Source organism: Pseudoalteromonas sp. J2K-J599, assembly GCF_059295115.2.
Map to the genome: position 1 here is coordinate 2230699 of NZ_CM200271.1, position 14213 is coordinate 2244911.

The following is a 14213-nucleotide window of genomic DNA, read 5'->3' on the forward strand; positions in this document are numbered from 1 at the left end:
ATCTGTTATTATTTTGATTATTGTGAATTAAACCATATTTCATGCCAGCTGAGTAATAAAATTGTACCCAGCCTTTATTAGTGGCGTTAACCGCTCACAATATCAGCGACTTCTTTTGCTTTAGGGCTTTTATGACTGAACACTATTTTAAAAACGCCTTGAGTATTACTTCAACTCAATTGGCAAATTTGTCTTTAGCGAGTAACAGTATTTTATTATTTAATGCTAAAACACTTGAGCTTAGTGACTTTAATTTGCCCGATTGCTTAAGCCCATTTGAGTTAAACATTATAAACCGCCGTAAAAGCCCACAAGCTAAGCAAGAGTATTTAGCTACGCGGTTATTGCTAAAACACCTTATTAAAGTAGCGCAGCCGCAACATGCGCACGTAGCCCTTAATAAAATGAGTACAGAATTTGACGAAGAAAGCTCAAAACTGCAAATACACGTGGGTGATGATGTTATAAATACCTGTATTTCGCATTCGCATGGTTTAGTTGGGGTCGCGCTAAATTTTGATAAAAGTGAGTTTGGTTTTGATATTGAAAAAGTAAGCCTAAAGCGCCCGTTTGAAAAGCTCGCTAAGCATTTTTATCATAATGATGAAATTACACTTATCACTGAGCCCACTAATACCCAAGCCCAAGCAGATACGTTTTTTAGAATTTGGACATTAAAAGAGTCACTTGCTAAAGCCACCAGCCGCCCTATTGCAAAATTACTTAGCCCCAATGTGTTTGACGAATTACATAGTGCAAAGCTTAGCGCTTGCAGTAATAGCATTACTGTAGCTGATAGCAGTGACAGTAATGCTTGTTTTGATGTGAGTGTGGTGCATAAAAAAAGCACCGACTGGCGATGCTTTTTATTAAATGACTTTATTAACTGATTTTACTAGTTAATTTCCCTGAATAACGATTACTTACGCAGCAAAATCATTTTCTAATAAACGGCTATGAATAGACTGTACTACGTTATCTGACTCAGTTTGCTCTACTAAAAAGCACAGGTTGTGCTTACTAGCACCGTGACAAATTAATCGAATGTTAAAGTCTTTTAGTACACTCATTAAGTTCATTTCGTGTTGGCGTAATTGAATCTCAGAGCCAATAAGTGCCACCAATGTTAGGTTGTTTTCTACCGAAACATGACAAAACTCTGCAAGCTTATCTAGGCATTCTTGATCAAGCTCTGGGCGCGAGGCGTTTTGCGCGTTATCAAGCGTTATAGCTACACTGATTTCTGATGTGGTTACCAAATCTACCGATATATTGTATTCACTTAATAGTGTAAATACGCGTGCTAAAAAGCCGCTTGCTAGTAGCATTTCTGGGCTTTTAAGCGTAAGCAATATTTGGTTTTTACGTTGCGTTACTGCGCGTATACCTGGTTGCTGCGATTTTTCGCGCTCAATCCACGTACCGCCACGCTCTGGCTCGCGGCTAGAACCTACAAACACGTTAATGTGGCTACGGCTCGCTGGTAAAATAGTCGCTGGGTGTAATACTTTTGCGCCAAAGGTTGCCATTTCAGCGGCTTCGTCAAAACTTAAACGTGCAATAGGCGTCGCTTTTGCGCACAAACGCGGGTCGGTGCTAAAAATGCCCACTACGTCGGTCCAAATATGCACGCTTTTAGCGTTAATCGCTTCCGCTAATAATGCAGCGCTGTAGTCAGAACCACCACGTCCTAGCGTTGTGGTTTGACCGTATTCGTCACTGCCAACAAATCCCTGAGTCACAATTACTTGAGCGTCTAATAACGGAATTAAATGCTCTTTAGCAGCTTGCGCTGTTGCTGCAACATTAGGCGTTGCTTTGCCAAATTGGCTGTCGGTTTTAAGCACCTTGCGCACATCAAAGCGATCGGCATTTAAACCTTGTAAACGCAGCACTTGAGCAAACAAATACGACGATAAACGCTCACCAAAGCTAAGTAGCTCGTCGTGTTGCTGATCGGTTGTTAGTGGCTCTTGAGCCAATGTTTGAAATGCTTTTAAGGTTTCGTTAAAGCCAACCGCTAAATCAGCATCTAGCGATAATTCATCTAATATAGTTTGTTGAATAGCAAGCACGCCGTTTATGTGTTCTTGGCGTTCACTTGAGGTAATGCTTGATTTACACAGTGCAACTAAGTGATTAGTTACGCCGGCACTGGCGCTCACGGCAACAATACGTACGCTTTTATCTGCAACAATAATTTCGCTACAGCGACTCATCGCTTCAAAATTTGCAACACTTGTTCCACCAAATTTGGCAACGATGTAATCTGATTTTGCGCCTGATACTGTTTGTGGCACTGATTGGGTAGTCATTTAGTCTCCTTTCGCGGTATCCAAACCGCAATAAAACAAGAAGAACTTGGCAAAGGAATGCTTGAAGATAAGTCCACTGCCAGAAGCTCTCCACCTATATTGGTGACAGTTTTGAGGATTCAGCCCCATAAACCGAAAAACAATGACGACGTACCATTATTTTCCTCGGCGAGTACTTCCCTCCTTAATGATCATCGGCTTTCGTCGCCTAACATTAAGTACCTAAGTATCGCACCTCTTCTGAATGCTTTATTAACCAGTGGCTAATAAAACAAAACCCCACTAAGTAGCGGGGCTTTGAAAGTTATCGTTTAGACGTCTAGCTGTCAAGCATTTAATAATTTATGAGTTAAATAAAACTGCCCATGTAATACGAGCCCGCATATCCAACCGTGTAACAAATTAATAAATGCAGCGATAAACGCAAGTAGCTCATAAAGGTAAGCGCTTTAACTTTGCTCATGGCAATAATGCCCGCAGCCGAACCAATAATAAGCATTGAACCGCCCACGCCCGTTGCATACGTAAACGACAACCAGTGTTGTTGGCTCATTACTATATTGGCTTTTAATAATGCAGCGGTAAGCGGTACGTTATCGACCCCTGCTGATAATATGCCCATTAAGTAGTTTGCGTATTCTGGTGCCATTACCGTGTATAGGTCGGTAAATTTACTCAACATACCAATTTCTTTAAGTGCGCCAACAAGTAAAAGTACACCTACAAAAAACAATAATGTGTCGTATTCTATATCGCGAACAAAATCGATTATGTCTTTGTTTATGTCTTTTTTGCGCATTAAAAATTGCGCCACTAAAAACATCACTGACAAGCCAAACAAAAAGGTTAATAGAGGCGGTACGCTGTAAATTACACTCAGCGTAAGTGTGCTCACTACGGTAGATAAAAATATAACAGCAATGGTTATGTCGGTTTTTTCAATGCGGGTTTTACCTGCACTAGCAAACTCAACACGCCCTTTCATACCTATAGACAGTAACGCAGCAAGCAGCATAACGCTTGCAAGTGCTGGCGCTATAAGTAGTAATAAATGAGCAATGGTTACTTTGCCATCTAAAAATATCATTAGTGTGGTTACGTCACCTGTTATTAGCGATACCCCACCTGAGTTCACTCCAAACACAATAAGCGTGGCGTATTTAACGAGCTTTTTAGGTTCAAGCTTTAACGACATTACAACCGCAAGCGATATAAGCGTCGCTGTTACGTTATCTGAAATCGACGAAAACAAAAACGCAAAACCACCCACCAAAAACATGAGCTTTTTTTCGCTAATACTTTTTGGCATAACACGGTGCACAATATTTTCTATAAACCCCTTTGAATTTAAATACGCTACAAAGGTCATTGCAGCCATTAAAAATAGCCATAATGAGGCAATTTCTAAAATATTTTCATTTAAGAGGTGTTGAATCGTGTCGGGGCTTTGCCCGTGTAGAGGGTATATAAAAAGAAGAATCCAGCAAAGCGTACCAAAAAACAGCGTGGTTTTAGCTTTATTGACATGGATTATATCTTCTATAACGATCAGTAAAAATGCAATCGCTATCAGGGTTAGAATAATCGAGGAAACCATGGTAGTTAAACAACCTTTGATATAGTTTTAAAGAACACACAAATAACATTCCATTTCATGTGCCTATTTTCGGCGCGAATTTTAGCACTGCCTCTATGCAAAAACTATTATTAAATGGTCTTAAAAACGAATACTATATACAAACAAGATTAATTAAAAATACGTAATAATGAGTCTTCTAAAAGAACTCAATAATAAAATACTAGGATGTTGTAACCCCATATGATCCCAGCTAAAAAGCTGCTAAACACCATAACCGAACATTGGGGTGTATTAGAGCTATTATTTAAACGTTTTAAAATGGCTGACTTTAGCCTAAAAGACGTACAAAACGCGATTAAGCAAAAGCAGCCTACGTGGTCAAACGAACGCATTTATAAAGAAACAAATCGTTTGTTAAACCAAGATATTTTAATTCCACTGGCTAAATCCTCTCAGCTTGAAATAAATCGTGCTATTGCTGATTTTGCTACTTTTTTACTGCAAGAAGAGCATTTAGGTTTAGCGCAAGAAATTAGCGTATTAGTAGAGGACCTTGCTCGTTTAGGTAACCGCCTAGATAACGCTGGCGAAATAGAAGACTTTGACGACTTACGACGCTACAGCCGCATTATGGATGATCGGGTGCGTAAAATAATGAAGCTCTATACGCACAACGAAAACGCTATTTTAAACATTGTTGAACAAGCCAAATCAAATAATACAGCGCAATCGCTGCAAAAGCGTTATAAAGCGGTAATAGAAGCCTTTGACGAATACATAGAGCCAATGCTTGAAATGGTTGATATTCGTGGTGAGTTTCATGCATGTTTTACCCTCATTGAAGAGCAAATAAGTAAGCAAATACTGCACATTGAGCGCTCAGGTAAAGCGTATAACGACAAACGTATGCTGGAGCAATTACGTACCCGTATACTCGAAATGCATTTAATGGGCCGAGAAAGCTTACGTAAAAGTGCCGATATGCTTATGCCACTGCGCGAGGAGCTACGCCGTAATAACTTAATTACTCGCCAAGCAGCCAAAGTACTTGGGCTTGTACGTAAAAATGGCGTAGACAATATGCTAAGTGCTGTGCAACCACATTTTGTAAGCGACGCGCAGCGATATTCGCTTGGTCAGCAACGCCATATTGTGGCTTACATGGCAAGCTTGGTTGAATTTGAACACGAAGAATACCAATTGCCTGACCAGCAAGACGTGCCTGCATTTGTTACGCCTAATATTCCTGACTACAACGATGTTAAAACCAGCTTTGCTAAGCGCTTTAATAAAAAACGCAAAAAGCCGCAGCCCTTGCTGCAATTTTTAGACGAAAGCTATCCAGATCTCGATGCCGACGAAATGCTATTTTTGTATCAAAAATTGGTCAGCGACAGCGATATTAAAATAATTCAAAGCGATGAAAAAGCCCGCGTAAAAATTGCCGGTCAGCACTTTTCTTTATATCCATTTAATTCAGAGCCTCAGCCAGATCCAAAGGCAGGTAAATAAACCATGACACACATAAACTTAGACGAGCTAACTCATCTACAAGCCATTAATAAAAAATTAGTAGCGGGTTATCACATTTGCGAGCAAGACAACGTAATGTGGCAAGAGCTTGACCAACACATAGAAGACTACACCGCCCTATTTACCGCCCTAGGTAACGATTTAAAACACGATAGCCGTGGCTTTTATTATTTTGGTAGCGACGAAAGCACACCCAATATGGGCAAAATATCTCGCGCTATCGCACTCACCATTTACATTTTAATTGAGCACTACGCCAATACGGGTAAAGATCCAATGCGCGCATTGTTTGACGACGTAAACGATTTAGAGCTTATGCAAACGCTGGTGCAAATTAACAAACATTTGTTTGATCAGCTTGAGATATTTTCGGGATCAGACCTACGTAAAGACGTTTACCTGCGCATGGTGCGCTTAGGTTTAGCCCGTGAAGTAGAAGGCGGCTTTATGCTACAAGCGCCAATTCACCGCTACATAGATGCACTCATGGAAGTAAACGAAGAAACCTACATTACAGAGGACGAGGAATGAAAAATCTATACGGACTAAGCAAACTCGCCCTACTTAACACCGCAGGCTATGCAAAATGTGTGATCCCGCTTGATAAAAGCAGCTCTATTTGCGCGCCCAATAACACAGGTAAAAGCTCGGTTATTAACGCCCTGCAGTTCCCGCTTATTAACGATTTACGCTTAACAGAATGGGATGGACACGATTTAGATGAAACTCGTAAGTTTTATTTTTCATCCGATCAGTCGTACATTTTACTAGAAGCTAACTTGCCTCATGGCTCGGTAGTAATAGGCGTGGCAGGCCTTGGTAAAATTGCCGGTTACGCGCATCAGTACTTTTGTTATCAAGGAAAGCTTGATTTAGAGCAGTACACGCAAGGTAAAACTATTATTAAATTTACCAAGCTGTTCAACCATTTAAAATCGCTTAACTACAACCCTATTGAGCTTAAAGCACAAGAGTTAAACGCGCTATTGACTGGCGGCGCAACGCCTTTTGACGGCGACATTAACCTAAAAATGATCCCGCTTAACAATGTCCAAGACTCCTCTATTTATAAAGAAATATTTAGACGTATTCTTAACTTACACAAATTAGGCGCAAGCGACGTAAAACGCTTTATGCTACGCGTTTTTGAACGCCATATGTCGAACTCTAAGGTCGACTTTTATGAAGTATGGCGTCGCTCGTTTGATAAAGTAAATCGCTCAAAACGCGAATTAAAAGCCCTTGAGTCAATGCAAGAGCCAATAGCCGCGCTTGAATCAATGCTTGAAAACCAAACTGTGCTTAAAGGTAAATTAGCGGCGTATGCGCCTAAAATTGACCAAGCACTGATTGATTTTGATACCTATCAAGAATCGCAACTTAATGAGTTGGGCATTGCGCTTGAAGATATAGAGCACGAAAAACACGAGTTTGAGCAAAAACAAAGCCTATACGTACAGCAATCGCGTGATATAGAGCGCAGACAAACTCAAATTGAGCAGTGGTTCTTAGATTACGATGCGCTTAAAAGCGAGTTTGAACTAGTAAATAAAGCCACGCTCAAAACCAGCCTGACTCAGTTAAAGCAAGATTACGAGTCGCTTTCGCACTCTATAACTAGCGCACAAGGGCAAAGCCTGCACACGCTTGACTACCGCATCAGCGAAACACAAAAACAAATTAAGAGCTTAAAGCTGCAACTTAAAAATCTTGAATTTAATTTGTTTACCCGCATGCGCGAAGACCTCTCGTTAAAAGAAGTAGAAGAAATATCGCGGATTTTAAACCCAGATATTCTCTCGTTTGCGACCACCACTAATGGCGATATAACCATTGATGACGAAGACGCGTTTGGGGAATTTTTATCGCTGTTAAGTGAAAACGTTAAAGGCGGCGTATTAACGCTACCAGGTGCGAGCATTAAGCTTAAAAAGCTCTCGCCTGTGCAAATGCAAAGCGGCGAAAACAAAGAGCAATTAACCGCTCAGCTAAATGCACTTGAGCATTCACTTAAAGAGTTTAAGCAACAACGCGATGTTGCTGCAAACGTTGCCGACAAGCAAAAAGAAAAAGACGCGTTATACGATGAGCTTATGAGCGCAGAGAGCGCCCTAAAACGCTTAGAGCAGTTTGAGGTAATGCAGCAGTCGGTTGAAGCGCAAGCCATGCTAAAAGAGCAATTATTAGCTGAGCGCGAACAAGTTGACGACTACCTGCAAGATATTCAAAAAAATAGTGGCTCAATTGCCGATCGTCGCTCGTTAATTAAATCGAAACAAGAGCAAATTAATCGCCAAACTGAGCGCTTACGCCAAGTTAAAAGCGAGCGAATCGATCACACGCTTGATTTATACAGCGGCAAAGTAACCCCGTACATGATTGATATTACGGTCGACTTTGATAACTTAAGCGACCTTGTTCATCACTTTAATAAAGACTGCCAAGAGCTGCGTAATTTTGACATAAACGTACGCAACACCTATTTACATGTATATAACGCGGGTATTACTAAATTCGACAACGAAAACGACGAATATACTAAATACCAAAAGCTAATAAGCGCCTTTCATAATATTGATAACGAACGCGATGCGGTTGAACGCCAAGCACGCGTTGCGCTCACCGAAGTGGCTGCAACTATTAAAGGCTTGCGAGAAGATTTAGACCGACTTCGCCGCGAAATGAACAGCTTTAATAAAGGTATAAGCCAGCACCGTATTTCAAACCTGCAAGCGTTTAAAATTAACGTAATACCGCGCAAAATGCTGGTTGATAGTATAGATACCATTATCAGCACGTCGCATCAGTTTGAGCAAGGTGACACACTTGATTTACTGAGCCAAGAACCTTACAGCGAAAGTGCGGTAAACGAAGCAAAAGATCACTTAATTAAACTCGCATCAGATAAAGCGGGCTTAACACTTACCGATTTATTTGATATTCGATTTGAAGTAGTTAACCGCGCAGGTGAAACAGAGCACTTTGAAAAAATAGATTCTGCAGGTTCAAACGGCACACGTATTACGATTAAATTATTGTGTGGCATGTTGTTTATTCGTTACTTATTAAGCGATCAGGAACAAAACCTATACCGTATACCTATTTACATAGATGAAGCGGCCGACATTGACCCGCAAAATCAAAAAGCGATTATAGAAACCGCACTAAGCTTTGGTTTTGTGCCTATATTTGCCTCAGTTAAGCCACAAATAAGTTGTGACTACATTGTGCCGATTCGTTCAGTAAAAGACGGTGCACAAAACTGGGTAGATGAAAAAGATTGGATTGAAGTTGAACACAATTAATTGGCCGTTAAGGCAAACCAACTAAACTAAAATATAGGACGTTTAAATAATACACATTTAAGCTATGTGTGTTATTTTAAATTAATGCATTTTATTGGAGCAAACGTAATGAAAAACATACTTATTGTTGCAGCGCTAGCACTACTTACAGCCTGTACACAAACCCCTGATTGGGATTACGATAAATCAGCCAACTTTAGTAATTTTAAAACATTTGCTTGGGTAGAAAACGCCAGCCTAACTAAAGACACAAATAACTACCAAATTAATGGCCTAATGGAAAAACGTGTTCGCACTGCCGTTAACGCTGAGCTGAGCCAAACACTAGGTATGAGCTTAGTTGATGCAGCAAATGCTGATGTACTTGTTAACTATCATGCATCGGTAGACAAAGAGCTTGAAGTAGATACATTTAATGTAAACTACCGCCCGCATTGGGGTTATTGGGGTACTGGTTTTCAACGCGATACAACTGCGCGTGAATACGAAGTGGGTACACTGATTATTGATATTGTAGACCGTGAGTCAAACCAGCTAGTATGGCGCGGCGCAAAAGAAGGCCGATTAAAGAAAAACCAATCGCCAGAACAACGTGAAGCATCAATTAATAAAACAGTGAGCGAAATTTTAAGTAACTTCCCGCCGCAAAAGCATCAGTAAGTTATAATTAGCTATAAGTAAGTTTTAAAAAAGCTCACAGTACGTGAGCTTTTTTGTGGGTGTGTATTTTTGGGCTTACAGACTTAAGTAATTACGAGCTACGCTCGTCACGTCAGCAAGCTGCACGTCTACAAAAAACACCGCGTTAAATTTACGATTTATACTTATGCAGTAACTCAAGCGGTATATGGCAGTAATCATCAGGGTGATTAGTTAGTCGGTCTTGATGCTCAGGATCGCTTGGCACGTAGTTAGTTAGCAGCTCTACCCCTACCACAATTTTATCGGCATCACTGCGCTTATTTATATAATTGCTTGCTGCATCTAAATGGCTTTGGTTTTTGCTATAAATGGCAGTGCGGTATTTAGGGCCTACGTCATCCCCTTGTTTATTAATACTGTATGGGTCAATAATTTCAAAAAAGTAATCATACAGCTTATTTAGGCTAACGACTTTTAAATCAAAAATGACTTTTACGCATTCGGCATAACCATCGTATTCGCCGTCAGTGGTTTTGCTTGTACCATTAGCGCGTCCTGCTTCAGTACTTATTACGCCTGGTAAGTGCTTTAAAAACTCTTGTACGCCCCACAGGCAGCCACCAGCAAAGTAAATAGTATTATATTCTTTAGTATCCATTATAAATGTTACCTAATAAGTAATTATACCGATTGCATTAAAATAGTGTTCTATTATAGCGCCAAGAAAATAGCGCAATAACAAGGCGAAAATTATGACATATAGTTGTTCTATATAAATAATTTTTAACGCAGTGAGTGCGCTATTTAATACGATAGAATAACCATGTTTTTAATAAAGTCGGTATTACGTAAATGGTTATCAAATGCAGTTATTAACAAATTAATGTACAATCGCGCACAAAATGACTGCTGTTACATTTAGTTATTTTATCATGCTCAAATATAAGCTTTGAAATTAATTGTAACCGCAGCTACAAATAAAAAATGATGAGAAACACATGAATCGCACACCACACCTTATAATACCTGCAATATTATGCAGCGTTACTGCATTTGCCAATGCTAATACGCTATCTGATGAGTCGGCAATCGAGAAAATAACGGTTGAGGCCTCACCCACTGCAAATAAGTTGCCAGTAGGTACATTCGACTCGCCTATTTCTAATTTAGAATATGACCCCCGTGTTGACCTTCAATCGCGTAATATGGCTGAGGCGCAAGCTGATGTAACTATTCGTGGTGGGATTTTTGAAAACACCGGTTTTAGAGTAGGAAGCGCTACCCTGCTTGACCCTCAATCTGGGCATTATTTTGCTGAAATACCCATTGCACCGCAAATGCTAAGCGGCCCAGATGTTTTAACCGGTGCCGATAACGCACTTTACGGTATGAATAGCTCTGTAGGTACAGTTTCGTTTGGTTGGAAACCGATTATTACTGGCGGTAGTGTATCCCTTGGTACTGGTACAAACGACTTTAATCTGCAAAGTATTCACGCTGCTAAAAACACACAACTTGATAGCTTAGCTAACTATACTCTGGCCTTTGAAGGTGAGTATTCTCATTCGCAAAGTGATGGCACCATTGATAATGGCGATCATGACTTTTCGCGCGCCTCAGCTCGCGTGCAATTAGCAAGCGAGCACAGCCAAACAGATTTGTTTTTTGGCTCACAAGATAAGTTTTTTGGCTGGCCTAACTTGTACACCCCTTTTGGCGTTAACGAAACTGAAGATTTAGAAACCCGTCTTTGGATGCTTAATCACAAGCAAAACTACGCTGATAACAGCAACTTTGAAGTATCTGCTTATTATCGTACCCATGACGATCACTATATTTACTCGCGCGAAAATCCTAGTGCATTTGAAGCTTTTCATAAAAGTGAAGTTAAATCGCTTGGACTTTCGGGTCGTCATGCACAAAGTGATGCACTGGCAATAAATTACTCTGCACAATTTATTGATGACTCGATTGAATCAACCACACTTGAAAACAACTTTACCTCTCGTAAGTATTATAAATTAAGCGTATTGCCTGAATACAAAATGGCGCTTGAGGATAATAAACAACTTACATTTCGTTTAGGTGCTGCGTTTGACGATACAAATCGTGATAATGCTGAAGTATCAGCTATTGGTGACATAACCTTAAACACCCAAAATAGTGACGGCACAGCGCAAACCCTTTACTTATCATACGCGCAGGCGAGTCAAGTTGCAGGCTACACAGCCATTGGCGGCAGCGACTCTGGCGGGTTATTTAGAAGTAACTACAACCTTGAGCGCGAAACCACATCAAACTTGGAGCTAGGTTTATTACTTGAAGAACAAAGCTGGCAGTTAAACTCGGCTATTTTTTATCGAAAAGATAATAACTTGACCGATTGGACCTTTAATTTTGATTCAACCTCAGCGCGCTTTGCAAACCCAGTTGATATTGATACTGCAGGGGTTGAATTTTTAGCGACTAAGCACTTTGATACAGCAAAGCTTATAGCAAGCTACACCTATTTACATAAATCAGAAAACTACGGCGCAGCCGATATTGATGCCAGCTTTTACGCGTTAAACTTTCCTGATCACCGTTTAACACTTGGCGCTGTGTACAACCCAACTGATATTTTAGAATTTAGAATAGATAACGAATGGCGTACACAACACAAAAATGCACTTAGAAACGGCAATGATAACGCGTTATTTACCCAGCTAACACTTAAAATAACCCCGCCACAGTTGAGTAATTTATTTATCACCTTAGCGGCAGATAACTTATGGGATGAGTCGTTTGAAGAAATACCAGGTACACCAGGGCGCGGTGAGCAATATACGTTAAGCGCAACGTATAGCTGGTAGAAAATAAAGCCAGCGTTTACGAACTCAATTTATACTTTGGTTTGTAAACGCCGTGTTTATTTATATAAAAGTGCAGTTTTTAGGAAAAAAATATTACACAAAGAAAAAAGAATTAGGAGTAAATGAGAAAAACAAAAGCCAACTATTACTTTAAATTAATCTCCTCCTCTAAAAGCGCAGCGCCTCCTCCCCTCTTTGTGAATAAATCACTTTTACATGCTTTGCCTGTCACGTAAGCAAGCTTCACGTCTACACAAACCTACACTTTGGCGGTAAACGTAGAGCTTGCTCGCGTGAAAAGCACAGCTTTTAATTACTTAAAATAAATACTCACTAATAGATAAGTGTAAATATATGTGTATTTTAATAGCTCACTAAGTGAGCTCTTCGAGCTCTGTAATAAGCGCTAAAGCTTGTGCATTTGTTGACCCGCACACATCAAGCGTGGCACTAAAATCGCTACATACTTTTGGTCGACTTTCATCACCAAATAACTTACATAAATTACGTTCGTCCAGCTGAATACATCGTTCTCCGGCTTTTTTACCATTTGGCATACCTGGAATAGGCGAACTAATACTTGGCGCAATACAACATGCGCCGCAGCCTAGCCTGCAATTCATCGATTCGGTTTTCATAATTTCCTCGGTATAAAAAACACTTACTTTAATTTCTTTTTAGGAACTTAATTAGTCGCATAGTAAGTTGTAACACACACATGTAATGCTTTGTTACATCTTAAAACAGCTTGTAAACACTTTATTGCGTATTATTGCTCTGTCACCACCAATTATGAAGGAATGCCTTGTGGCTACTACAAAACAAATAATACTCCCAATCGCTGTTTTAGCAGGCGGCATTGCGCTAGCTATAGCCTTTAAGATGATGAAACAGCCACCCGAAGAAAAGCCAGAGCAAGATTTACGTCCTTTAGTAGCAACACAAAGCGTACTTTTAAATTCTATAACGCTCGATGTTAAATCGTACGGCATTGTTAAACCAAAGTATCGTACCGAGCTAATAGCACAAGTTAGCGGGCAAGTTATTTCGGTATCAGATCAATTTGTAGAAGGCGCGTTTGTAAAGCAAGGCGATATTTTAGCACGAATTGATGCAAATGATTACGAAGCAGACTTTATTGAAGCGCAAGCGGGTTTAGCACAAGCAAGCTCAGCACTTGAAATAGAACGCGCGCAAGCACATGTCGCTCAAGCTGAGTGGGAGCGCATTAAGTCAGACTCAAGCGACGCTATCGCATCAGAACTTTATTTACGAAAACCACAGCTGGCCGAAAAATTAGCGCGTTACCGCTCTGCTCAAGCAAGTGTTAAGCGTGCTAGCCGCAATCTTGAGCGTACTTATATTAAAGCCCCTTATGATGCCATTATTAATGAGCGCACAATTAGCTTGGGTTCAGTAGTAAACCCAGGTAATAGTTTTGGCGCACTAAGTGCAACCTCAGTTGCAGAGGTACGTTTACCTGTTGCCGATCAAGAACTGCAATATTTAAAAAATGGCGGCGTAGGCTCAAATGTTACATTTAACGCAGAATACGCGGGTAAGCAAACAATGTGGCAAGCCAAAGTAATTCGCACCGAAGGTGTGGTTGATCAAACAAGCCGCATGAGCTATTTGGTAGCACAACTTGCAACACCTTATGGCGACAAAACACGCCCTCTTCGTTTTGGTTCGTACATTAACGCTACCATTGAAGGTCGCCCGCTTGATAACGCAATTATTGTTGCGCACCACTTAGTTAAAGATAATAAAATTGTAATTTTAAATGACGATTTAACATTGTCGTTTAAAACCCTCAATATTATACGCGAACAAAACGGCATGATTATAGCCAGCCAAGGGTTAAAGAATGGCGAGCAAATTGTTACCTCAGCGCTTGAATACCCAACTGAAGGTATGGCAGTAAAAATTGAAGATATTGCGCCTGATAAAACTGATGTAACTCAACTTGCGCTGAAAGAGGAATAAT

Annotated in this window: 11 protein-coding genes and 1 riboswitch; of the genes, 7 read left to right on the forward strand and 4 right to left on the reverse strand. The window is 40.3% G+C overall.

Features of this window, described 5'->3' with window-relative positions; genetic code table 11:
- Positions 1-131: 131 nt before the first annotated feature.
- Entirely contained in the window at positions 132-890 is a 759-nt protein-coding gene (locus tag AC5NT5_RS10090) for a 4'-phosphopantetheinyl transferase family protein (protein WP_494512881.1), read from the forward strand.
- 33 nt (positions 891-923) lie between these two features.
- On the opposite strand, the gene lysC is transcribed toward AC5NT5_RS10090, so the two are convergent.
- Positions 924-2315: a lysine-sensitive aspartokinase 3 gene (lysC, locus tag AC5NT5_RS10095; RefSeq protein ID WP_494512880.1), complete on the reverse strand. Its 1392-nt coding sequence runs from the start codon at positions 2313-2315 to the stop codon at positions 924-926.
- A 75-nt stretch (positions 2316-2390) separates the two neighbouring features.
- A riboswitch (Lysine riboswitch) is annotated at positions 2391-2563 on the reverse strand.
- 101 nt (positions 2564-2664) lie between these two features.
- On the reverse strand, positions 2665-3912 hold the full coding sequence (nhaD, locus tag AC5NT5_RS10100; RefSeq protein ID WP_101217585.1) for a sodium:proton antiporter NhaD: 1248 nt from the start codon (positions 3910-3912) through the stop codon (positions 2665-2667).
- 222 nt (positions 3913-4134) lie between these two features.
- Here nhaD and AC5NT5_RS10105 point away from each other — a divergent pair, with 222 nt between their 5' ends.
- The 4 genes from AC5NT5_RS10105 to AC5NT5_RS10120 all read left to right on the forward strand — a co-directional run bounded on the left by AC5NT5_RS10105 (position 4135) and on the right by AC5NT5_RS10120 (position 9392).
- On the forward strand, positions 4135-5406 hold the full coding sequence (locus AC5NT5_RS10105) for an MksB family condensin complex protein (RefSeq protein WP_494512879.1): 1272 nt from the start codon (positions 4135-4137) through the stop codon (positions 5404-5406).
- A gap of 3 nt (positions 5407-5409) precedes the next feature.
- Complete coding sequence (locus AC5NT5_RS10110; RefSeq protein WP_024605891.1) at positions 5410-5958, forward strand: condensin complex protein MksE; 549 nt, start codon at positions 5410-5412, stop codon at positions 5956-5958.
- Positions 5955-8732, forward strand: coding sequence for an Mks condensin complex protein MksF (locus AC5NT5_RS10115; RefSeq protein WP_182673496.1), 2778 nt, complete (start codon positions 5955-5957; stop codon positions 8730-8732). Before AC5NT5_RS10110 ends, AC5NT5_RS10115 begins: the two co-directional genes overlap by 4 nt.
- 108 nt (positions 8733-8840) lie before the next feature.
- Complete coding sequence (locus tag AC5NT5_RS10120) at positions 8841-9392, forward strand: DUF4136 domain-containing protein (RefSeq protein WP_494512878.1); 552 nt, start codon at positions 8841-8843, stop codon at positions 9390-9392.
- Between the two features lie 151 nt (positions 9393-9543).
- Here AC5NT5_RS10120 and AC5NT5_RS10125 read toward each other — a convergent pair whose 3' ends face one another.
- Positions 9544-10032: a peptide-methionine (S)-S-oxide reductase gene (locus AC5NT5_RS10125; RefSeq protein ID WP_002963276.1), complete on the reverse strand. Its 489-nt coding sequence runs from the start codon at positions 10030-10032 to the stop codon at positions 9544-9546.
- Between the two features lie 340 nt (positions 10033-10372).
- On the opposite strand from AC5NT5_RS10125, the gene AC5NT5_RS10130 reads away from it, so the two are divergent.
- Complete coding sequence (locus AC5NT5_RS10130) at positions 10373-12226, forward strand: TonB-dependent receptor plug domain-containing protein (RefSeq protein WP_494512877.1); 1854 nt, start codon at positions 10373-10375, stop codon at positions 12224-12226.
- 374 nt (positions 12227-12600) lie between these two features.
- On the opposite strand, the gene AC5NT5_RS10135 is transcribed toward AC5NT5_RS10130, so the two are convergent.
- On the reverse strand, positions 12601-12864 hold the full coding sequence (locus AC5NT5_RS10135; protein ID WP_007375812.1) for a YkgJ family cysteine cluster protein: 264 nt from the start codon (positions 12862-12864) through the stop codon (positions 12601-12603).
- A gap of 169 nt (positions 12865-13033) precedes the next feature.
- Between AC5NT5_RS10135 and AC5NT5_RS10140 the strand changes: the two genes are divergently transcribed.
- Positions 13034-14212 (forward strand): efflux RND transporter periplasmic adaptor subunit, encoded by a 1179-nt coding sequence (locus AC5NT5_RS10140; RefSeq protein ID WP_494512876.1) that lies wholly within the window; start codon positions 13034-13036, stop codon positions 14210-14212.
- The last annotated feature ends 1 nt before the right edge of the window (position 14213 follow it).